Origin of the sequence: Pseudoalteromonas sp. bablab_jr010 (genome assembly GCF_016464105.1) — a bacterium.
In the GTDB taxonomy this organism is placed as follows: Bacteria; Pseudomonadota; Gammaproteobacteria; order Enterobacterales; family Alteromonadaceae; genus Pseudoalteromonas; species Pseudoalteromonas simplex.
This window is the reverse complement of the sequence record NZ_JACDWV010000184.1, coordinates 1-22591: the sequence shown is the minus strand read 5'-3', so window position 1 is coordinate 22591 and position 22591 is coordinate 1. Positions and strand designations below refer to the sequence as shown.

Below are 22591 nucleotides of genomic sequence, written 5' to 3'. Positions count from 1 at the left end.
CCCAATAGCTACCATGCTTGGCTCTATGTTATTCGCGCTTCGCAATTAGGACATGGTATTTTCCAAAGCAATGCCCATGACGGCCAACCTTTCCCTTTTTTTTACGATGATGAGTATTTAGAAGTGACTGGTAAACGCGATCCTGAACATGCTGAGCACCCAGTGTGGCTCCTTGCTTTGTACAGCAGTATTATCGCCCGTAACCATGATGCTATCGCTTACTTAACGGCTATCGATAACGATGTGTTTAAAACAGCTAATTATGGTAATCAACTGAGACCCTTTGATTATGCACTGTCTGACTTACTTAAAGGGTTATTTAACCCAAGTGCTGATTTAGCCCCTTTAATCGAGCAAGCCTATATCACCTGTAACCCAGATGATTACGTTGATGATGAAGCATACCTCTATGTAAGTCGTTTAGAATGGCCGCTTATCCCGGTGTTCACCGCCATATTCACTGATAACGGTGAGCAAGAATATAATCAAGCCATGGAAAAAGCCTTGCTGGCGCATAAAGAATATTACAGTGACGAAGAGCGTATAGGTAGTAGACGAGGAGGTTTAGCTATCCCCCTTATTGCCCTAGCCATCATCGCTAAAGACGTCAAAGGCTACAAGCTCACAGTTGAAAATGGCTACATTCCAGCATGGCTAATTGATGTAACACCACCAACAGAGCCAAATTAATAAACGACAGTAACCGCTCTTTAACAACATGGATGTTGGCAGCAAAGCATGAAACCCATGCTTTGTTGCCGTTAATAGTAATCATGTATCAAAAGCCTATGACGCTGGGCTTATCGAAGTTATTGATGTATCGATTTTTGACATAGGATTTTAAGGAACTAATAAAATGATTGAGAGCCATTACAGCTTTTCACAAGTTAGTTATGACCATATGGTAGAGCGCTATAAAAAGCACGAAGATAAAAATATACCCCGTATTCAAAAGAATCCTAGCTTAGGACTCTATACACAGTTTACCCGTAATATCATTGACTCATTCCCCATGGAAGCGATTCAAAATCCCAATAGCTACCATGCTTGGCTATATGTTATTCGCGCTTCGCAATTAGGTCATGGCATATTTCAAAGCAATGCCCATGACGGCCAACCTTTCCCTTTCTTTTACGATGATGAATATATAGAAGTGATTGGAAAAAAAGACGACTATGGCACTAAACACAATAACTGGTTACTTGCATTTTATAGCAGCATCATTGCTCGTAATAACGAAGCTATTAACTACCTGATTACTGTCGACAACGATGTATTTAAACAAGCAAGGCTAAGTGAACAGCGCACCCCATTTGATTATGCATTATCTGATTTACTAAAAGGCTTATTTAACCCTAGCGCCGATTTAGCCAACTTAATTGAGCAAGCATACCTTACCTGTAACCCAGATGATTATGCCGATGATGAAATTTACTTATATGTTAGTCGCTTGGAATGGCCACTTATCCCGGTGATCACCGCCATATTCACTGATAACGGAGAGCAAGAATATAACCAGGCCATGGAAAAAGCCTTGCTGGCCCATAAAGAATATTACGACAACGAAGACCACGAAGGTGCAAACGAAGGTGCCATCCCATTAGCTTTAACAGCCTTAGCCATCATCGCTAAAGACGTAAAAGGCTATAAGCTCACAGTTGAAAATGGCTACATTCCAGCATGGTTAATTGATGTAACACCACCAACAGACCCAAATTAATAAACGACAGTAACCGCTCTTTAACAACATAGATGTTGGCAATATAACTAAAACTAATACAGAGGAATTCCGTTAGTTAAACAGTTTATTCAAAGGAGCAGACTATTGTGCAGTTGAAACATTTAATTTTGAGAGAAAGCTGATCAACTTAGAACAGTTTGGTGATGCTATCACAATCACACCTGTTACCACTCCCATTAAAGGAGGCATTTAAATGACTAAACAATTTTTCCCCTCACTAAAAGAAATAAAAGACCCAGAGAATCCACCAAAAGGGATAAAACATCTAATTACAATTGAAGATTCATTAAATTACCCTGGCCGTTATCACTCCTTTTACAATCAAAACGGATACTTATCAGTTATCCTTCATTGGATTATTTCACCAAAAGGTCAAGCCCCGTTTTTAGCTACTAGGCAATTTGATGCACCACTATCAATTTTACCTTGGTTTGTTAAAAAATTTGAGTTTTTCACCAAAATGCCGAACGCAGGTGGATTACCTCATGGCACAATAAGTATTGATGACCTCGTGGAAGGTGAAGATATCGGTATCACAAGACTAATAGGGAGGCTAAATGAACGAGGCGATCAAGGATATAGCCTATCAAACTATTCACGGAAAGGCCATGAGACAACAAATTATCAAATATTGAATATCTCTGATAGCTATTTCTTTCATGGTGGATTTTTTGACAAATGGAAAGAGCTTGCCAATAAATACGAAAACGGCACTTTATAGCAACAACGCTAAGGACAGCACATGACAACCAACTCACAAATACCACAGCAACTTGGTCAATATCTCTATCAACAAATTAACGGTGACTGGTCGAAAGCGATGTTAGTTATAGATTGCCAGCACGATGAAGTCATTACATGCCAAGCCTTTTATGAAAAAGAGGCCGATGAAACACAGCACCCTATTGCCGTTTCTGACCACATTATTGATTTATTTAAAACACTGTTTGATTCTGCAATACAAAATCAACCAGAAAATTGGCAACGTGCGATTTTCAATCTAACTCGACAGGGTAACTTCAGCATAGCTTTTGATAAAGAGAATAATGATGAGAACCAATAAACATTACTTTCAAAACCACAACAAACATAATAGGTAAAAATCATTAATTAATAACATTAATGAAACTATAATTTGAACCTTATTAGGATACATACTAAAATAGCTAAAAATTTATTATTGATGATAAATATGAAAGTCACGGAAGACGAATAATAGCTCCCCACCTCTATTGTTATTCCTTGATTCTTCATGAGTTTTCAAACTATAAGCGGTTTCGTTTATTGTGAACTATTAAATGGAGTATTTATGAAAAAGTTAAGCGCATTATTTGCCTTATTGGTTTTAGCAGGCTGTTCATCAACCCATGATGTTGAGCCACAACCTGAGCCTATTGCAGAAGTAACGCCTGAAGTGGTTGTAGATGAATCGGTTATTTCATTAACGGTAGTCACAACACCTGCTGATGCGCGCGTTCGTATTATGAATATTAAACCTGTTTATGAAGATGGTATTGAACTTGATGAAGGTAAGTACGACATTGAAGTAACCAAGCCAGGTTACTTAACTTACCGCAAATGGGTTGTTGTTGATAAGAAAACAATTCTAACAATTGAACTTGATAGCATTGAATCAATTCAAGCTGCTCAATAAGTGGTTTTAACAAAAAAGGAAAGCGACTGCTTTCCTTTTTTGAGCTTCTTTTAAATTAACTTAAAATAATACAGCGACCATATCGCACTACAATTAACAATAACTGTTAACCAGAGTACGGCAATAAAACTGCGTTTTTTAGATTTGTGTCTCAACCATTGCTGCGCAATGAATGAACCTGGCCAACCGCCGATTAACCCTAAAATATGCAGTGTACGCTCAGGTACTCTTATAACATGCTCGCCATGTTGCATTGCTAAACGTTTATCCCAGCCATACACCAAAAAGCTTATTAAGCTCGCTACACTGTAAGTGCCTGCAATAAAGTAGGTAATATTAAGTTGCCATGATGTCAGCCATAGCAGCGCTAAAAACAACAATGAAAATGTAATTAATGTTTTCTTAATCAACGAAGTATCACCTATACTGTGCAAAACAAATTAATTTTATCGGGGCGCTATTATGGCATACCTAAAATCACTTTTACTATCAATCTGCCTGTGTTCGCTTTCTGTTATGGCAGCAGAGCAACAACTTGATGACAAGCTAAAAGTGTTTGAACCTTACTTAGGCACGTGGCAGTCAGACTTTAATGTCGCAGCAGGTAAACCTGCGGTGCAAGATGTGAGTACCTGGCAACGCGCGCTCAATGGCACGGCTATTAAAACCATTCACTCTATCAATGAAGGTGAATATGGTGGTGAGTCGATGATTTTTTGGGACAATAAAAAGCAGTCTTTGGTGTTTTATTACTTCACTACAGCTGGGTTTTACACCCAAGGCACTATGAATGTACTTAGCCCTACTCAGTTTGTTGCTTATGAAAATGTAACGGGTAACAAAGATGGGATCACTAAAGTCAAATCGACGAGCGAGTTTAAAGATAACAGCTTTGTAGTGTCGACCTCTTACCTTAAAAAAGGTCAATGGACAAAACCCGATACCCGAGCTTACACCCGCAGCGAAAAAACGGTTAAGTTTAAGTAAGCTATGCCCAAACCTCCTCAAGATGCAGAAACTCGCACCTTGAGGTGGTTTGGGTATATAGCCGTGCTTTATTTATTACTTAATAAATTTTTTAAACGGCTGATCAACAGGCGTATCAGCTAAATGGTTCGTATAATTACTCATCACTTTTTGTGCTAAACCTAGAACAATTTCTAATAATTGCTGATTTCCATAACCCGCACTGTAAAACTCTTCTAACTCACTTTCGTCAATTACACCTCGGTTTCGCGTCATTGCTAAGGTTGTATTTCTTAAAGTTTCTAACTTGGGATCAGCAAGTGGAGTTTTATTAACTAACGCATCAACAATCTCTTGATCAACCTTCATACTCGCAGCGATTGCACTATGTGCAGGTACACAATAATGACAATTATGTTCAACATTAATTGTTTGCCAAACAACTGTCAGCTCTTGAGCATTAAACGATGTTTTTTGAAATAACTCATGAAGCACTTGGTAACCTTCAAGTAATGTAGGTGCCTCTGCCATCACGGCATGTAAATTTGGCAACATACCAAAGGCTGATACTGAGTTATCGATAAGTGCTTTTGAGCCCTCTGGCGCGGTTTCTTTTGTGTAGAGTTCAAAGTTTTTCATGTTATCTCCTATCGTGTCTGACTAAGATTTATGATTAGCCTAGTTGTTTTTGAGCAGTTGTTCAAGTTAAAATTGAACAACTGCTCAATTTTGGTATTCGTCATGGTCAATAAAGTTAAATTCAATCGCGATGAAGTAATCACGAAGGCACAAATGCTATTTTGGAAAAAGGGTTTTTCTACAACATCTACCCGTGATCTCCAAACGGTCGTTGATATGCGCCCAGGCAGTATTTATTCAGCGTTTGGTTCAAAAGAAGGTTTATATTCAGAGTCTTTAAAAGTCTATGCTACGCAACTTAAGCTGTTGCTAGCGAGCCATATTGAGAATAGCGAAACAGTGCTTGATGGCTTACATGCATTTGTTGTTACGGTACTTGAAAGTGCTGAAGATGGATGTGAAGTATGTATGTTAATCAAAGCAAGTACAGAATTCGATCACACTCAGCCTAAACTTAAAACGTTAACCGATGACCTTTTGCAGCAGTTTGAACACGACTTATCGACTCTATTTGATATTGCACAACAGCGTGGTGAACTACCCAACACTCATAGTCCGCTAGAATATGCTCGTTTATTTCAGATACAATTTACTGGCTTAAGAAGTTATTTACACAGGCCAATGTCGAAACCGATGACTGAGCAGCTTATTGGTATGATGTTCACACTCATAAAAAATTACTAAAGGGTAAGGCGTTTATCACCTTACCCTCACATATCAATGTCTAAAGTCTGACATTAAAGCCGGAATACCTGGCAGCATCCCCACTATTGCCATCACGCTTGTTAAGATAACAAACATCACTAATGGAATAATCCAGCGGCTCATTGGAGACAGCTCAGAGCTTCGCTCTTTACAACCAATTAAGCCCAAATTGTCGAGCAACATAGTTAATGACCAACCAAATGCAGGGTTCACTAAGGTCGAGGAAAACACCACAATAGCAGCTGATTGCGTAGTTTTACCTTCACGGGTCATTTCCATGCCAGCTTCAAGAAGTGGGATAAACACACCAACTATTAGCGCGACGCATAACACAGGTTGCCAAATAGCTAAATCCATTGGGTAGCCCCAAATACTGGCAATGATACAAAATAATGCTGTTAACACCGCTCCCGCAGGAATTGGGCGTTTAGCGATAGCTGCTGGCACGATGTAGGTTCCCCATGACGAGGTAAAGTTAGAGCCGCCTAACAATGAACCAAATGTCTGGCGGATTGAAGCACTAAACATGGTATCGTCAATGTTCATTTGTACTTTTTCAGTGCGTTCTGGGTAACTAATTTTTTGGAATACTTGATGTCCTAAAAAGTCAGGTGACCACATGGCAACCGCAAGCACCGCGAATGGCAAGACCACTACAAAGCTCTCTAGGGTTGGTAATCCCAGCATCCAACCGGTATTTTCACCCCACCAATACATTGGGTTCATATTTGGTAAACCCGGTGCTGTTTTAAACTCAAACGGCGCCCCCAGTAAAAATGCAATTAAACCGCCAAGCAAGCAACTTAATGGCACGGCTAACCAACGTTTTTTGTAGTGCTCAAGTAAGGCGTACAACACGATAGTCGACAAAATCACAATGAAAGCGATATGGGTCATATCAATGCCTTCAGCCCATGCGAAAAGCTTTTTAACCTGTGAAATCGTACCAATAAAGCCAAGGTAAAGCAGTAAACCGCCACACACGCCTCGGCTGGTTAACCCCGCCAGTAAACTCCCGCCTTTACTAAGCGCCAGTAATAAGCCAAACGCCCCTATCAGCAAACCAAAAGCCATTGGGTGACCACCCGCTGCCACCACTATCGGGATCAAAGGAATAAGCGGCCCATGCGTACCCGCTAAGTTTGCTGTTGGTAAAAAGAAGCCCGAAAATAATAAAATGAAGATCGATACAATTAACAGCTCATAACGCACGTTTTCTAAAATAAAACCTTCGCCTAAGCCCAGTGGCGCTGCAAATGTTGCAGCAATTGCACCCACCATGACCACCTTGCCTATGGTCCCTGCCATGGCAGGGATAGAGTCTTCTAATTCAAATCGATAGTCACGAAATGGTAAATTTGGACGCCAACGCTTAGGCTGCATAATTTGTAATTCGTGTTCAAGGTATTCGTCACGACTCGAAAATTCACTGCTGGGTTTATGAAGATCTTGATAGCTTTGTTGCTTCTTATTCATAAGTTCTCCTACTACCTATCTTGAAAAATTGTGTGAGTTTTTATTATGCAGTTAGGGTAAAGCAGCCTGACGTAAAACACGATTAGGCAAAAGGTAGGGTATGAATTTATAAAATAGGTGTTTTTAATAAACTGAGAGCATCCGAAAATTAATTTAATACATTGATATAAATAGCTTTATTTATAAAAAACGCTTTGAAAAAGTAAGCTAAAGGTTTTTTTTCAAGCACATTAACTATTAGTCTAATAAATTGTATGAATAGCAGACAGTGTTATAAAAACTACTTTTAAATTAACTGAATTTGCCTAATTCCTAACTACTAATATACTAATTTATTAGTAGTTTGATTAATGCTAACTCGCCAGTCGGTGGCTTTCTCACATAAGCACATAAAGGGATGTATGAACACACAGCTCAAGCCTTGGCAATTTAATATCATTGTTTGCTCTGTTTATCTGCTGTTTGGCTTGTTTACTATGCAAGTGTTAAAAACACTGGCGGTATGGCCACCAGCAGGAGTCGCATTAGCAGGCTTGATGTTATTTGGTCGTAAAGCCTGGTTGGGCGTTGCATCAGGCACCTGTTTAGTTGTGCTTTGTTACTTTTATCTTAGCGACTTAAATCCATTCACGTTTAAACACATAGCAATAAATGCCGCAACAACCACAGGTAATACTCTCGCTGCTTTAACAGCATTTTGGCTAATTAACCGAAAACTTAAACAACACACACTGCTGACAAGCGTCACCAGTTTAGCCAGAGTGTTTATTGTTGCTTGCATTGCGATTGGCGTGATTTCTGCACTTTTCGGTGTGGGCATATACTCACTAGTTGGTATCGAGTGGTTTAATGGCTTGTATGTAGGCATATTAAATTGGAGTATTAGCAATGCCTTAGCGGCGATTGTATTCACCCCTGCCCTTTACTTTTTATGGCGAAATTGGCCGCACCCGGTCACCCATAGTGAATTTTCTAAACTTTTGTTGCTTACTTTGACCGTGGTTTTGTTGTGTTATTTTATTTTTGGCCCCGCATACACAGCCATGACATTACCATTTTTACAACCTGCATTACTGTTGTTTCCGCTGCTTTATGCAGCCACGCGGTTATCACCAACCGCCACCAGCTGCATGAATATGTTGGTATTTTTTGCAGCTTGGGTAGGAAGTAATCAAGGATGGGGGTATTTTTATTATCATCACCCTAAAACAGCTGAAGTGACCATGCAGTTTTTCTTTTTATTTACTCTTTCAGCGGTATTGCTTATTCAAGCTGTGTTTATTCAGCGCAAGAAAGAACAACAAAAGCTGACCACCATGCTCGAACAAAAAGTAGAAGAAAGAACCTATGAGCTAGAACGTGCTAAGCATGAAGCATTAGCCTTATCAGTGACAGATCATTTAACACAACTTTATAATCGCCGTGGCTTTTTCGAAAAGGTTAATCAGCAGTTTGCAAAATATCGTGACGCTCAAGGTACCTGCTCCCTGTTACTGTTAGACTTAGACCAATTTAAAGCTATAAACGACAAATATGGCCACGCAACTGGCGATGAAGTAATACGAACCACAGCACATAAACTCACCCAACATAGCAGAGCATCAGATATTGCGGGACGCATTGGTGGTGAAGAATTTGTCTTATTTTTACCTATGGCAAATAACCACACAGCCTTTGCTATCGCAGAAAAGATCAGAGCCGATATCGAACAGCAAGACATCATCGCCGACAACAAACACGTTAAATTCACCGTGAGTATTGGTGTTAGCACCTTACAAGCAAGTGATCAGCATATAGAATCGATGTTAAAACGCGCCGATAAAGCATTGTATCAAGCCAAAAACCAAGGCCGTAATCAAGCGCAGTGTAGTTAGAATGAGTTACGAGAGTAAAGTTGCGAGGTACGAGAGTAAAGATACGAGATGCGAGGACGAGATGCGAGGGGCGAGCATGTAGCAGCGATTTTACATCGCGTTTTATTCTCGTATGCTCTTACCTCACCCATGTCGCGGTATAAAGCCGCTGCTACCTGAGGCGTCACGCTTGCTTGGCGCGCGAAACACGTTTCACGCCTACGTCCAAGGGTTTAACTTTTGAGTGGTGGTTAATTATTCATGACTAAAGTCATTCCTACGAGAGATAGAAACGAGGTGCGAGGTGCGAGGTGCGAGGTGCGAGGTGCGAGCATGAGCTTAAGTTTCTTTGCACTATACGACTAGTAATTAATTAACGGCTCTGATAAAAATACACTGAATATGGAAGAAAACGAGCTATAAGCCCGTTAAGTTTAATGGAATTACTATCCTAGTGAGGTTCAAATGGAAGTTGAAGTAACCAGACCAAAACAACATCATGATAAAATTAGAGATTACACTTTATGGGCCGATTCTAAAAAGATCGGAAAAATCAAACCCAACTCTTTAACCAACTACACAATACCTGACGACGCTAGATTTATCTGGTTCTCCATTGATTGGTGCTCTAGCCCTAAACTTTCTGTCAAAGATATTCAATCAAATAAAGTAACTGTTTCGAACACTATGAGCAGTAACTTACTATCGGGTCTATTTTTACCCATTTATTACGTTACTTTTGGTAAAAATAAATATCTAACAATTACGAGCGATGTATAACCACCCTTAATCGATTTCAGATTCGATTACTTCATCGCATAACGATATTTTTACCCTTCGTCGCGGCATAAAGCCGCTGCGACCTGTAGGCGTCACGCTTGCTTGGCGCACGAAACACGTTTCACGCCTACGGCCAAGGTTTACTTTTGTGTGGTGATTAATCATTCATGACTAAAGTCATTCTTACGATAAATAGATACAAGATGCGAGCTTGTAGCAGCGATTTCACATCGCGTTTTTCTCGTATCTCTTATCTCGCAACTAGAACTTATAGCTCCCTCTCTATTTCGTTTTTAACTTATTCAACTCATCATCTTGTTGTGCAACAAGTGCATTAAGAGTTTGGCTACCATCACCGGCTTGGGTAGATAGCTCAGCGAGTTGTGATGCGGCATCTGAAATTAACGTCAGGTTGCGGTTTATTTCTTCTGTGACCGAGCTTTGCTCTTCTGCAGCCGTTGCAATGTGGGTAATTTGTTGCGTGATTTCGTCTACTTTAACTACAACTTCGTGTAATGCATCAAATGCAACTGAGGTTTCATCTACCGCGGTCTGTGCACGCACAACACCTTGTTCAATAACCTTAGACGCATTACCTACTTCTAGCTGTAAGCTGTCAATTAAACCACTGATGTCATCGGTTGATGAACGCGTTTTTGAAGCAAGGGCCCTTACTTCATCAGCCACCACCGCAAAGCCACGACCTTGTTCACCAGCCCTTGCTGCTTCAATTGCCGCATTCAGTGCAAGTAAGTTTGTTTGCTCTGCAATCGTTCGGATCACGTCTAAAATTTGTGTAATGTCGTTACTGCGTGCCGCAACTTTTTCGACCGCTTGATTAGCCTCTTTAATTTCGTCCGACATGGTTTTAACTTGGGTAACCGCAGACGACAAGCTCGATTCACTGCTAACAACTAAACCATTTATTTCATCGGCTTGTTGCGCTGACTGCTCTGAGGCTCTTGCAACTTCAAGGGCTGTTGCGCTCATTTCGTTCATAGCGGTCACTACGCTCTCAATTTCTTGGAATTGAGCTTGAACGTTGTGCTTAGTATCAACAGCAACACTAGTCGCTAGGTGAGCCTGCTCTTTGGTTTGCGTTGATACATTCTTAAGCTCACCAATTAAATCGCGCAATTTAGCAAGAAACGCGTTAAAGCCAGTTGCTAATGCGATTAGCTCAGCGTGGGTATCAACATGTAAGGTCTGAGTTAAGTCACCTTCAGCACTAGCAAGGTTATCAACGCGCTTTTGAATCTGCTGTAATGGTGCCACAATTGTACGGATCACTAAGGTCATGATCACAAAGGCTGCACCAGCAATAATAATACCCGTCACCAAAATCAAACCACCTAGTGTATTGGCATTTTCACTCATGCTATTTGCTAGCGCTTGAGGCCCTTCAAGGGCAAGCTCGGCGGGTACTTCAATCAGTAAGTTCCACTGTGTTTTTGCAAGCTTTATGGTAATTGGGTAGTTAACTAAATACTCATCACCGACTTTAAATACACCACTTTGCTTTTTCGCTTTTACGTAATTGTCTAAAGTGCTTTTAGCCACCGCCTCTTTTAACGGTCTGCCAAGCTTATCTTTGTAATGGCTGCTACCAACCACTAAATCGAGTGAGCTTAATAAAGTGACGCGAGCTTTGCCGTTATACAATTCTTTTGAGAGTTGCTCGGTCATGCTTTGAAATACAGGCAATGTTAAATCAACCCCGGCAACACCAATAAATTCGTTATCACGAAGAATGGGCACAGTTAAAGAGGTCATCATTTCAGAATAACCAGGGGTGATTTCGTATAAGTAGGGTTCCATAATACATGGCACTTTGGTGTCTTTTACACACAAGTACCACTCAGCTTCACGCTGACCAAATTCATTGAGCGTATCCACATATTTTTCAGCCGCATCGTCAACTGCCTGCTGTTCTATGCTGCCATCTCTATTACGAGTAAAGTAGATTTCTAAAGTACCTACACCAGCAACTGAGTGATCATATCCACTAATAAAATTAGCATCTCGGCCATCAAACGCATTTGCTTCAAATTGCGAATAAATAGATGAAAGAATAGTATTTTTTTGTAGCAAAGAGCGATTTAACTCAACCACCGCATCTCGAGTTAAGGTGCCTGCTGCATCGTGATCCCCTAAGATTGCTGCAAATGAGTAAGGTACTCGATAGGCTTCGTTTATGAAACCTGCAACTTGTTCACCATACGCTACGGCATTTGAGGCTAGCTTTTCTTCAACTTCGGCGACAATCAGCTTTTCTGATTGCGCAGCTAAATCTTGGTTACTGCTCGATAATTGCCACCATAAAACACTTGATAAAACAAAAACGGTTATGAAAATGCTTCCAACTGTAAGCCATAACAACTTTTTCGCTAACGCTAACTGCCGCATTGATTCTTCCTGCTACTATTATAAATCACCTTTAGTTTAGACCATTTGACTGGTTTCATTAGGATAAATATAAAAAAAGTATGATTTCTAATAATTAAAAAGTAAGTTAATAATCAGCTAAATTAATAATAAACACCAATAGGCGAAAACAATGCAGCAACACACATTTGATTTTGACCAAATTATTATAGGCTCGGGATTTGGTGGCTCTGTGAGTGCGCTTCGCCTAAGCGAAAAAGGTAACCGGGTTTTAGTACTTGAAAAAGGTCTTCGCCGCGAAGATAAAGAGTTTCCAAAGACCAACCTAGATATCAAAAACTATATGTGGCAGCCAGAAATTGGCCTTAAAGGCTGCATTCAATTTTCGTTTACCAGCAAAGTCGCAGTGTTACATGGCGTTGGTGTTGGCGGTGGCTCACAAATTTATGCCAATGTGCACCTTATTCCTGATGATGAAGTCTTTCAATCTCCTGCTTGGACACGGATAAAATCAGACTGGAAAGACAGCCTCATGCCCTACTATGGCCTTGCACAGCGCATGTTAGGTAGCGCCAAAAATACCTATACCAATGTTGCCGATCACACACTAAAAGACATTGCTGATCAGATGGGGCAAGGCGACTCATTCAAAACCGTGAACACCGGGGTGCTTTTTGCAAAACCCGGCGAAGCCTATAAAAAAGAGCTACCCGACCCATACTTTAATGGCGATGGTCCGAGGCGAAATACCTGCCATTACTGTGGTAGCTGCATGATTGGTTGTCGCCATAATGCCAAAAATACTTTAATGAAAAATTACCTGTACTTTGCCGAACGCAACGGTGTAGAAATAAGACCTAGCTCTGAAGTAATCAAAATCATCCCGCTTAATGCAGATGGCAGCGCCGGATACAAAATTAAAATTAAAGATACCAGCCATCGCAATAGCCATATTTATACGCTGACAACACGGGGCGTCGTGCTAAGCGCAGGGGTCATGGGCACCGTGCCTTTGCTTTTAAAAATGCGCGATAAAGACAAAACACTGCCCAATATTTCAGCTTGGCTAGGCCAGCAAATTCGCACTAACTCAGAAACCCTCACCACCGCGAACAATACCACTAAAAAAGTTGATGATGGCGTTGCGATCAGCTCATTTATTTCGGTCGACAAAGACACCAACATTGAAATTTGCCGGTTTAGAGAAGGCGCTGATGGCACATGGCTATATTTACCTTACGTTCCTATGGTGACAGGCAAAGGCCTCAAGCGTATTGCTAAGTTTTTAGTGAATACACTGCGCCATCCAATAAAAACAGCTAAAGTATTGCGGCCAAAAGGCAAAGCCCGCAGCTCAATTGTATTTTTGGTGATGCAAAAATCCGAGGCGTTTATTCACCTTGAATGGCGACGCAAGTGGTATCGGTTATTTAAGAACAGCATTACTGCGGTGCAAAAAGACAATGACACGCCGCTTAGCGTTAGTTTTCCAAAAGCAGAAGAAGCAACCAAACTCTACGCCGAAAAACTCGGTGGCGTGCCCGGTTCAGCCTTAACTGAAGTGCTCTTTGGTGCCCCAATGACGGCGCATATAATGAGTGGAGTCGCCATGGGCACTGATGCCTCTAACGGCGTTGTTGATAGCTCAGGTGAAGTGTTCGGCTATCAAAACCTACGTGTTATTGACGGCTCAATCATACCCGGAAATTTAGGGGTAAACCCATCATTAACCATTACCGCATTGTCGGAATACGCAATGAGCCAAATACCGGTATTCGATGCAGCCCGAGCAAGTAAGATAAAGCCAATACAATTTAGTGAACCACGCGAAGGTCTAGTATCAGCACTTGCTGGTTCAGGCGATTTAGCAAAATCGATTGCTGAAAAACAAAAAAGCCGTGCATAAAGCACGGCCTATTTTGGTAAATAGCGATTAGATCACTGATAACTCTACAGCAATGTTACCGCGTGTTGCGTTTGAGTATGGGCATACTTCGTGCGCTTTATTAACCAATGCAAGAGCGGTGTCTTTATCAAGATCACCTACCGATACCGCAAGCTTAACTGCAATACCAAAACCACCTTCGATAGGACCAATTGATACTTCAGAATTAATGTGGGTATCTGCTGGTAATTTAATTTTTGCTTGGCCTGCCACTAGCTTTAATGCGCCAATAAAACAAGCCGCGTAACCAGCTGCAAATAACTGCTCAGGGTTTGTACCTTGACCATCATCACCACCTAACCCTTTAGGAGTTGATAGTGCCACATCTAAACGACCATCGTCTGATTTTGCTGTGCCTTCACGGCCACCTGTTGCTGTTGCTTTTGCTGTGTATGCGACGCTTTGTAGTTCTTTCATGATTACTCTCCTAATTGAGTGAAAATATATTTTGCATACAAAATATATTAGATCAGCTTTTTCGGGATTGCAAATACTTTGCATGCAAATTAAAATACTCGTGTTGAATTTTGAGGATCGTGCATGAAATACCCACAACTAAAATTAGATAACCAGCTATGCCACCGCTTGTATATGGCATCGAATGGGATTGCCCGTGCGTATCGAGATTCTCTCAATCAATTAGATTTAACCTACCCACAGTACGTAGTTATGATGGCGCTGTGGGAAAAAGATCAGATCAGTATTGCTGAGTTACTTGAAAAAACCGCCATAGATGGCGGTGCGATGACGCAAATTTTGAAAAAAATGAGCGATAAAGCATTGTTGTCAATCACTAAGGATAGCCATGATAAACGCAAACGACTCGTGCAGCTCGAAGCCAAAGGCAAGGCGATGCAAGATCAAGCCGCTGAGATACCGTCGCAAATTCGTTGTCGCTTCCCGAGCATTAACGAACAACAAGCACTGCAACTGATCGAGTTACTCGATTTAGTAAATAGTGACCTTAATTAACAAAAATTATTTGAAAGTGAATTTGGATTACACCTCTTTTTAATATAATTCTATACGCTATAGTGTTTAAAACTCATCAATACGGACACCATCATGAAAGCAATTGGATACACAACAGCAACCCCAACGTTATCTGACTCATCATTACAAGCGATTGAATTACCTGATCCCGTTGCGACAGGTCACGACATTCTTGTCGCCGTAGAAGCAATCTCAGTAAACCCTGTAGATACTAAAATTCGCGCTAATGTTTCACCAGACAATGGCTACAAAGTTATTGGCTGGGACGCCGTGGGGACGGTTAAAGCTGTTGGCGACAAAGTATCGTTATTTAATGTCGGTGACCGTGTGTTTTATGCTGGCGACTTAACGCGCCAAGGCAGTAATGCTGAGCTGCAACTTGTTGATGAACGCATTGTCGGTCTTGCACCAACAAGCCTGAGTAATAGTGAAGCAGCCGCCCTGCCCTTAACAAGTATTACGGCATGGGAGCTATTGTTTGACCGCTTACAGATTGAAAAATCTCAAAACAATAAGCCAGCCTCTGTATTAGTAATAGGTGCCGCAGGTGGTGTAGGCTCAATTTTAGTGCAGCTTGCCAAACAGCTTACCAATTTAACCGTTGTTGGTACCGCCGCACGAGAAGAAAGCGCCAACTGGCTTAAAGGTTTAGGTGTTGATCATGTGCTTGATCATAGCAAAAACCTTAACGAGCAACGTCTTGCGGCCGACCTGAATGAATTTGATTACGTAGTGAGCTTAACGCACACCGACCAACACCTTGATAGCATTATGGAAGTGATCAAGCCACAAGGTAAATTGGCACTGATCGACGACCCTGCAAGCTTTGATATTTTGAAGTTAAAGCGTAAAAGTATTTCGTTGCATTGGGAGTTTATGTATACCCGCTCAATGTTCCAAACAGAGGATATGATTGCCCAGCATCAGCTTCTATCAGAGCTTGCCACCTTGGTTGATAACGGCACAATTAAAACAACATTAGGTGAGCATTTAGGTAAGATAAACGTAGCAAACCTTATTAAAGCCCATGGGATTTTAGAATCTCACAAAGCTCGCGGAAAGCTTGTGTTGGAGGGGTTTGAGTAACGAAGGGAAAGTTACGAGGTACGAGTTTCGAGATACGAGATGCGAGCATGTAGCAGCGATTTCACATCGCGTTTTATTCTCGTATCGCACCGACCTTAGCCATGTCGCGGCATAAAGCCGGTACTACCTATGCGCGCGAAACAAGTTTCACGCCTACGGTCAAGGTTTTGCTTTTGTGTGGTGGTTAATTATTCATGATTAAAGTCATTCCTACGAGAAATAGATACGAGTAGGTAGCAGCGATTTCACATCGCGTATTTCCTCGTTCAACAATAAAAGCACGCATCATTAAAGTGCATTACTGCATTTGCCTTTCACTATTTTAGTGCCTGATTTTAGGGACACCCAAACCACCACAAGTTAACCTATTGATTTTTAATGAATTTGAATTTAATAAAGGGTTGGCACAGATCTTCCAATAGTGAGTGTGAACTGGCACTAACAAGGAGACTAACGTGACTAACTTCTTTCACACTCTTTATCTACTTTGGCGATTAGACATCAGCACATGGCATATACATGAAGCAAACGATCCGCATAATGTTGCTGATTTGGAGCGTCGCTATGTTAAATAATGATCCTGCATTTATTGAAGCGCTAAAAAAAATTTCGGTGCACCAACTGACAATCACCGAAGCGTCTGAGCAGTACCACATTCCTAAGCGTGTGTTATATAAAGCTGCACGACAGCAACAAGTTAAACAGAACAAACAAAAAGCGTATTTAATTGCCACTCAGAAACGCCTTCAACAAAGTTTGCGTCATGTAGAATTAGAGTTAGCTAGCTTCAGCTAAATAACTTCTGTATGGTTAAAATACACGCACAATAATGATGGATTAAGTATGCACGCAGTAGAAGTTAATTTTGATGGCTTAGTGGGGCCTACCCATAATTACGCGGGATTATCGTATGGCAATGTCGCTTCACTAAGTCACGCCTCTTCACATTCAAACCCTAAAGAGGCTGTACTACAAGGCCTTGAAAAAATGAAGGCGATGCACGAGTTAGGACTAGAGCAAGGTATCTTTGCACCTCATGCTCGCCCCGACATTAGCGTACTAAAACGACTGGGCTTTACAGGCACCGATAGCCAGATTATTGAAAAAGCATTTAAAGCCGACCCCATTTTACTGCGAGCTTGTTACAGTGCATCGGCCATGTGGACAGCCAATGCTGGCACTATCTCGCCTTCAGCCGATACCCTTGATGGCAAAGTACACTTTACGGCTGCTAACTTAAATAATAAGTTTCACCGCTCGCTAGAACCCGTTACAACTACAGCATTATTAAAAGCCATGTTTAACGATGAGCGTTACTTTAGCCATCATACGCATTTACCTGATCAAGGCTTTTTTGGTGATGAAGGCGCCGCAAATCATAATCGATTATGCGACAGCCATGCAGATACAGGGCTTGAGATCTTTGTTTATGGGGCAAGTAGTTTTAATAGCGCCTTACCAAAACCTGTTAAATTTCCTGCAAGACAATCTCTTGAGGCTTCGCAAGCAGTTGCCCGTTTGCATCAGCTAAAGCCAGAAAATCAGTTATTTATTCAACAAAATCCTGATGTGATAGATCAAGGTGTCTTTCATAACGATGTGATCGCTGTGGCCAATGGCAATGTACTTTTATGCCACGAACAAGCCTTTTTGCACCAAGCAGATACGCTGAAACAAATTAAACAAGCCTACCTTGGCAACAAGCCGCTACATATTATTGAAGTGCCAACCAATAAAGTGAGCATTACAGATGCTGTAAGCAGCTATTTATTTAATAGCCAATTAATTACCTTAAGTGATGACAGCATGATACTGGTTGCCCCTAAAGAGTGTCAGCGCAATCAAGCTGTTCACGATTACATTCAAGAAATGATTTTGGCTGATAACCCTGTTCAGCAAGTGCGCTTTTTTGACTTGCGCCAAAGCATGCAAAATGGCGGTGGCCCTGCTTGTTTACGCTTGCGTGTTGCACTCAATTCGGACGAACTGGCAGCGGTTAATCCGGCAGTACGATTCAGCGAAGAAAAATATACCCAACTAGTAAATTGGGCGAATAAGCATTATCGTGACTCGTTAAGTAGTGACGACTTTGCCGATCCGATGCTTTTAACCGAAAGCTATCAGGCACTTGATGAGCTAACCAGCTTACTTAACTTAGGTTCTGTGTATCCATTTCAACAAGAATAAATAATGAAAATTAAAGCAGTGCATTCTATAAAAGGGGTGTCGAAATCCCTCAATAATTTGCTAATTGATAGCGTGGCCAGTGGCGCATCAATTGGCTTTATTGCTCCTTTATCATTACAGTCAGCACACGACTACTGGCAAGGGGTTGATAGAGATTTAGCAACGCCTTACCGTAGGCTTTACCTTGCCCTAGATGGTGATACGGTGATTGGTTCAGTACAGCTTTCTTTATGCGCCAAAGCTAATGGCGCTCACCGCGGTGAAGTAGAAAAGCTCATGGTGCACAGCGAATATCAAGGCCAAGGAATTGCAAAACAATTGATGAATAGCCTAGAGACCGACGCGCGTATTTTAGGTATTCAATTACTATTACTTGATACCCGCCAAGGTGACACTGCCTCATATTTGTATCGTAAACTCGATTATATTGAAGCGGGCACTATTCCTGGATTTGCGAAAAGTTCCTCCGGTGAATTTGATGCAACAGTGTATTTTTATAAGCAGGTCGCATAAACCAGCTTCAATAGCCTATCGATCTAACCATAAAGTCGACTAATAAAACTTTTTAAAAGTACTAAACTAGTACTGCGGATTTTTATTAGGAGCGATAAATGGCGCTATCAATACAGCAACGGGTACTCTTTCTAGCCCTACTTCCCCCCCTACTCATTGCAATTATGCTGACACTCTACAACTATGTGCAATCAAAACACAGTGGTGCACAAACCGTTGAAAGTTTTGCTACACAAATGGAAAACGACCGTAAGTCTGAAGTTAGCAATTACCAAAAAATTGCTATGAGCTCGATTGCTAACCTCATCGCACAAGATGATGGCTCTAATACTGAGCAACTACAAAACCAAGCAAAAAGCATTTTACGTAATTTGCGTTTTGATGATGCTGGCGATACTGGCTATGTGTTTGTTTATGATGTAAAAGGTGTCAACATTGCCCATGGGGTTAACACCTCTCTTGAGGGTAAAAACCTTTATGATTTCAAAGATCCTAATGGGGTTTATCTCATTCGAGAACTGATTGATGCTGCAAAGAACGGCGGTGGTTATGTGCAGTATTCTTGGAAAAATACCAATGGCAGTGTGAATCCTAAGCTCGGCTATGCCGCTTTGGTACCAAAATGGAATTGGGTGCTAGGAACAGGTTTTTGGATCAGTGGTCTTGAGCAACAAGTCGCAGCGACAGAACAACGCGTTAATGAAGGTATCGATAATGCCTTTATAAACACCATCATCGCTTCTGTATTTGCTGTCGCAATTACCGCAGCTATTGCAGTGGTGGTATCGCGCAGTATTACTAGCCCTTTGCACACAACCGTACTAGCAATGAACGATATATCACAAGGTGATGGCGATTTAACCCAACGTTTAATGGTGAAACGAGACGATGAACTCGGCAAGCTTGGCAGTTCGTTTAACCGCTTTGCCGATGACGTTGGTAAAATGGTTATTGATATTCGCCAATCATCGCAATCGATGAATCAAGCGTCACATAGGCTCAACGAGCTACTTGCCAATATGCATGTAGGTATTAATCGCCAACATGAAGAAAGTGAACAAGTTGCAACCGCAATAAACGAAATGTCGGCGGCGTCAATGGAAGTTGCACGCAGTGCGCAAGAGGCCTCAACGGCTGCTGAGCATGCCGATCATTTAGTCAAACAGGCTAACAACCAGTTGCTCATTGCCATAAAGGTGATTAACGGCCTTGCTAAACAAGTTGATGAAGGGGCGAATGCGGTCGATCAGCTTAATCAACAATCGAGTCAAATTGGTAGTGTGCTTGATGTGATCAGAAACATTGCCGAGCAAACAAACCTACTAGCACTAAATGCGGCAATTGAATCTGCCCGAGCTGGTGAAGCGGGTCGTGGCTTTGCGGTGGTGGCTGATGAAGTGCGAACGCTAGCAAAACGCACGCAAGATAGCACTCATGAAATAGAGGCGATGATTGAGCAAGTACAACAAGGAACAACAACTGTAAATAACATTATGCAGTCAATCAAATCAGGCAGTGCAACCAGTGTTAATGAAGCGGGCGAAGTCGAAAAAGCACTCAATGAAGTATTGCTTTCGGTTAACACTATCACGTCACAAAATGCACAAATAGCCACAGCTGCTGAAGAGCAAACATCAGTGTCTGAAGCGATTAACCAAAACATGACGACCATTGTCGATATTGCGAATAAAACCGCCAATGATACCGATGTAGCCACATCGTACATGCACGAGCTGACAGACACAGCAACTCAGTTAGAACAAAATGTAAGTCGTTATAAAACCTAATATCTAGCGCCATGGTTAAGCAGGTAAATGTGCCTGCTTAACAAAAATCATTGGTCTTTTGTAAGTTCTTTAACCAATCAAACAAATCGTTATCGTAGCGCTTTAAGCGTTGTTGGTGTTTGTCATTAAGGCTATAAAAAGGCGCAAAGCAAATATATTTTTCGCCCATAACAAGCACTAATCGCAAACCAAAAAACGAGTAATGGTGAATAAATTGCACTTGTCTTGCATGCATATGGCGGCATTGCCCGAATAAATTGCGGTAATGCACACCGTGGCGGCATACCGTTAAATTGCGTTTTGAATTGAATACAAGTACCGCTAATAGTAATGAAACAGAGCACAACAAAAAACTAAAAAGTAAATTACTTACCTCCGATTTACTATTCATAAACCCCACTAGTAAAAGCATATTTACTGCACTTAATAATGCCCAGCTCATAAGCTCAAAGCGCTTTTCCAAGTCAATAACCTTCATTTTCGTTCCTAGGTTCTTATTTTTTGTCATGGTGTCAGCAAAATGTGGAAGAAAAATGGATTTACCTAAAAAGCATTCTAAACTTGCAGTTATTTTTTATTCTGACTTTCAGCTTGTTACATAAAAGGTACAAAGGTGTTAATCGAAACTTATCATTAGAAGTTCAAGTTACATTAAGTTTTAGTTATTACACTGCTAATAAATTTTTAGAACACAAAGGGAAGAAATGATGAACTTTAAAACTACATTACTTAGCAGCGCCGTTTTATTTGCACTTGTTGGTTGTGGCTCAGATAACGACAAGAACGACTCGGTTGATCCTCAGCCGCAAACTGCACAGTTCACATTAGGTGTGTCTGATGCACCAGTGACAGGTTTAAAAGCTGTAAATGTTGTGTTTGATTCAATCACATTGAAAACCCAAGGTGGAGAAGAATTCACGTTTGAGACCCGTGAAGATAATGATGAAACCATGCCTGAAATGGTTAATTTATTAGACTACACAGGTGATGATGTATTTTCTTTATTAGAAGATGAAGAAGTGCCTGCTGGCGAATATCAATGGATCCGTGCAGATGTGATCAATGGTGACACAAACGATTTAACCATGACTTCGCATGTTGTTTACGAAGATGACAGCATTGCACCACTGGTTGTTAAACGTAAAGGCAACGATGGTGTCGGTGAAATCCAACTGGATGGCTTTACCCTTAACCAAGCTGGTAACGACTTTGTTATTGAATTTGACCTTAAAAAGTCATTAGTTGATCCACAAAATAATGATGAGATCTTCTTAAAACCACGCGGTGTTCGCTTAGAAAACCTTGCTGAATCTGAAGATATCGAAGGCACTGTAAGCGACGTACTTATCGCTAACTGTGAAACAGATAATATCGATATCGCACTAGAAGATGGCTCATTCGGTCATGCTGTTTACCTATATAGCAGCGATGTTGAAATGCCAATGGACAACTATGAAGTTAACGAAGATGAAACACCATTAGATGCACCTCTTGCAACGGCGGATGTTGTGTTCGATAGCGAAGATAACCAATTCGAATTTGAACTTGCGTTCATTCAACCTGGTGACTACCAACTTGCTTATACCTGTGCAGCGCATATCGATGACGCTGAAACGCAAGACGAAGCATTTACGCTTTATCAAGTAAAACCAATTACAGTAACATCGGGTGAAGACTTAGACGTGTCTTTCACTGTTTCTGAATAATATTGGCATACCCCATTAAAAAGCCCGCGCTGCGGTAATGCCAGTCAGTTAAGAGCTGACTGGCATTTTCTTTTATAGGGATATTTATTAGGTTTCCTTCTTACCACCCTTGGATAATGCCTGTCTGGTAGCCTATCGGGTAAGATAAACAACCTAAGAGTTGTCAGTAATTCAT

General features: G+C 41.2%; 23 protein-coding genes. 17 read left to right on the top strand and 6 right to left on the bottom strand.

The window, feature by feature from the left end:
- From JIG37_RS18575 to JIG37_RS18555, 5 genes are all read left to right on the top strand, one after another.
- The coding region (locus JIG37_RS18575) for an immunity 49 family protein (RefSeq protein WP_199530047.1) at positions 1 to 690 on the top strand (690 nt) is incomplete at its 5' end.
- Positions 691 to 856: 166 nt separating this feature from the next.
- Positions 857 to 1720: an immunity 49 family protein gene (locus JIG37_RS18570; protein WP_054554079.1), complete on the top strand. Its 864-nt coding sequence runs from the start codon at positions 857 to 859 to the stop codon at positions 1718 to 1720.
- Between the two features lie 214 nt (positions 1721 to 1934).
- Positions 1935 to 2462, top strand: coding sequence for a hypothetical protein (locus tag JIG37_RS18565; RefSeq protein WP_054554080.1), 528 nt, complete (start codon positions 1935 to 1937; stop codon positions 2460 to 2462).
- A gap of 21 nt (positions 2463 to 2483) precedes the next feature.
- On the top strand, positions 2484 to 2804 hold the full coding sequence (locus tag JIG37_RS18560) for a hypothetical protein (protein ID WP_054554081.1): 321 nt from the start codon (positions 2484 to 2486) through the stop codon (positions 2802 to 2804).
- Between the two features lie 246 nt (positions 2805 to 3050).
- On the top strand, positions 3051 to 3395 hold the full coding sequence (locus tag JIG37_RS18555) for a PEGA domain-containing protein (protein ID WP_199530046.1): 345 nt from the start codon (positions 3051 to 3053) through the stop codon (positions 3393 to 3395).
- Between the two features lie 50 nt (positions 3396 to 3445).
- Here the strand turns inward: JIG37_RS18555 and JIG37_RS18550 are convergent, their stop codons facing one another.
- Positions 3446 to 3805 carry a DUF1294 domain-containing protein gene (locus JIG37_RS18550; protein WP_199530045.1) on the bottom strand — a complete coding sequence of 120 codons (360 nt, stop codon included), beginning with the start codon at positions 3803 to 3805 and terminating at the stop codon, positions 3446 to 3448.
- A gap of 52 nt (positions 3806 to 3857) precedes the next feature.
- Here JIG37_RS18550 and JIG37_RS18545 point away from each other — a divergent pair, with 52 nt between their 5' ends.
- Positions 3858 to 4382, top strand: a complete 525-nt coding sequence (locus tag JIG37_RS18545; RefSeq protein WP_138599194.1) for a hypothetical protein — start codon at positions 3858 to 3860, stop codon at positions 4380 to 4382.
- 75 nt (positions 4383 to 4457) lie between these two features.
- Here the strand turns inward: JIG37_RS18545 and JIG37_RS18540 are convergent, their stop codons facing one another.
- A complete protein-coding gene (locus tag JIG37_RS18540; protein WP_054553610.1) occupies positions 4458 to 5000 on the bottom strand; it encodes a carboxymuconolactone decarboxylase family protein in 543 nt (180 codons plus the stop codon).
- Between the two features lie 102 nt (positions 5001 to 5102).
- On the opposite strand from JIG37_RS18540, the gene JIG37_RS18535 reads away from it, so the two are divergent.
- On the top strand, positions 5103 to 5684 hold the full coding sequence (locus tag JIG37_RS18535) for a TetR/AcrR family transcriptional regulator (protein WP_199530044.1): 582 nt from the start codon (positions 5103 to 5105) through the stop codon (positions 5682 to 5684).
- Positions 5685 to 5717: 33 nt separating this feature from the next.
- On the opposite strand, the gene JIG37_RS18530 is transcribed toward JIG37_RS18535, so the two are convergent.
- Entirely contained in the window at positions 5718 to 7181 is a 1464-nt protein-coding gene (locus tag JIG37_RS18530; RefSeq protein ID WP_138618854.1) for a DUF3360 family protein, read from the bottom strand.
- Between the two features lie 401 nt (positions 7182 to 7582).
- On the opposite strand from JIG37_RS18530, the gene JIG37_RS18525 reads away from it, so the two are divergent.
- Both JIG37_RS18525 and JIG37_RS18520 read left to right on the top strand, forming a co-directional pair.
- Positions 7583 to 9055, top strand: a complete 1473-nt coding sequence (locus JIG37_RS18525) for a diguanylate cyclase (protein WP_199530043.1) — start codon at positions 7583 to 7585, stop codon at positions 9053 to 9055.
- Positions 9056 to 9499: 444 nt separating this feature from the next.
- A complete protein-coding gene (locus JIG37_RS18520; RefSeq protein WP_199530042.1) occupies positions 9500 to 9814 on the top strand; it encodes a hypothetical protein in 315 nt (104 codons plus the stop codon).
- A 282-nt stretch (positions 9815 to 10096) separates the two neighbouring features.
- Here the strand turns inward: JIG37_RS18520 and JIG37_RS18515 are convergent, their stop codons facing one another.
- Entirely contained in the window at positions 10097 to 12220 is a 2124-nt protein-coding gene (locus JIG37_RS18515) for a methyl-accepting chemotaxis protein (RefSeq protein ID WP_054553606.1), read from the bottom strand.
- A gap of 151 nt (positions 12221 to 12371) precedes the next feature.
- On the opposite strand from JIG37_RS18515, the gene JIG37_RS18510 reads away from it, so the two are divergent.
- The gene (locus tag JIG37_RS18510; RefSeq protein ID WP_199530041.1) at positions 12372 to 14105 is read left to right on the top strand and encodes a GMC family oxidoreductase; all 1734 of its coding nucleotides are present in this window, start codon (positions 12372 to 12374) and stop codon (positions 14103 to 14105) included.
- A 27-nt stretch (positions 14106 to 14132) separates the two neighbouring features.
- Here JIG37_RS18510 and JIG37_RS18505 read toward each other — a convergent pair whose 3' ends face one another.
- Positions 14133 to 14561 (bottom strand): organic hydroperoxide resistance protein, encoded by a 429-nt coding sequence (locus JIG37_RS18505; protein ID WP_054553604.1) that lies wholly within the window; start codon positions 14559 to 14561, stop codon positions 14133 to 14135.
- Positions 14562 to 14684: 123 nt separating this feature from the next.
- Between JIG37_RS18505 and JIG37_RS18500 the strand changes: the two genes are divergently transcribed.
- The 6 genes from JIG37_RS18500 to JIG37_RS18475 all read left to right on the top strand — a co-directional run bounded on the left by JIG37_RS18500 (position 14685) and on the right by JIG37_RS18475 (position 20710).
- A complete protein-coding gene (locus JIG37_RS18500) occupies positions 14685 to 15116 on the top strand; it encodes a MarR family transcriptional regulator (RefSeq protein WP_054553603.1) in 432 nt (143 codons plus the stop codon).
- 93 nt (positions 15117 to 15209) lie between these two features.
- Positions 15210 to 16223 (top strand): zinc-binding alcohol dehydrogenase family protein, encoded by a 1014-nt coding sequence (locus JIG37_RS18495; RefSeq protein ID WP_054553602.1) that lies wholly within the window; start codon positions 15210 to 15212, stop codon positions 16221 to 16223.
- A 564-nt stretch (positions 16224 to 16787) separates the two neighbouring features.
- Positions 16788 to 17018 (top strand): helix-turn-helix domain-containing protein, encoded by a 231-nt coding sequence (locus tag JIG37_RS18490; RefSeq protein ID WP_138599189.1) that lies wholly within the window; start codon positions 16788 to 16790, stop codon positions 17016 to 17018.
- 48 nt (positions 17019 to 17066) lie between these two features.
- Positions 17067 to 18410 carry an N-succinylarginine dihydrolase gene (gene astB / locus JIG37_RS18485; protein ID WP_199530040.1) on the top strand — a complete coding sequence of 448 codons (1344 nt, stop codon included), beginning with the start codon at positions 17067 to 17069 and terminating at the stop codon, positions 18408 to 18410.
- A 3-nt stretch (positions 18411 to 18413) separates the two neighbouring features.
- Positions 18414 to 18923, top strand: coding sequence for a GNAT family N-acetyltransferase (locus tag JIG37_RS18480; RefSeq protein WP_194441270.1), 510 nt, complete (start codon positions 18414 to 18416; stop codon positions 18921 to 18923).
- Positions 18924 to 19021: 98 nt separating this feature from the next.
- Positions 19022 to 20710: a methyl-accepting chemotaxis protein gene (locus JIG37_RS18475; protein ID WP_199530039.1), complete on the top strand. Its 1689-nt coding sequence runs from the start codon at positions 19022 to 19024 to the stop codon at positions 20708 to 20710.
- Between the two features lie 37 nt (positions 20711 to 20747).
- On the opposite strand, the gene JIG37_RS18470 is transcribed toward JIG37_RS18475, so the two are convergent.
- Positions 20748 to 21188: a hypothetical protein gene (locus JIG37_RS18470; protein ID WP_054553598.1), complete on the bottom strand. Its 441-nt coding sequence runs from the start codon at positions 21186 to 21188 to the stop codon at positions 20748 to 20750.
- Positions 21189 to 21417: 229 nt separating this feature from the next.
- Between JIG37_RS18470 and JIG37_RS18465 the strand changes: the two genes are divergently transcribed.
- The gene (locus tag JIG37_RS18465; RefSeq protein ID WP_199530048.1) at positions 21418 to 22416 is read left to right on the top strand and encodes a DUF4382 domain-containing protein; all 999 of its coding nucleotides are present in this window, start codon (positions 21418 to 21420) and stop codon (positions 22414 to 22416) included.
- Positions 22417 to 22591 lie beyond the last annotated feature (175 nt).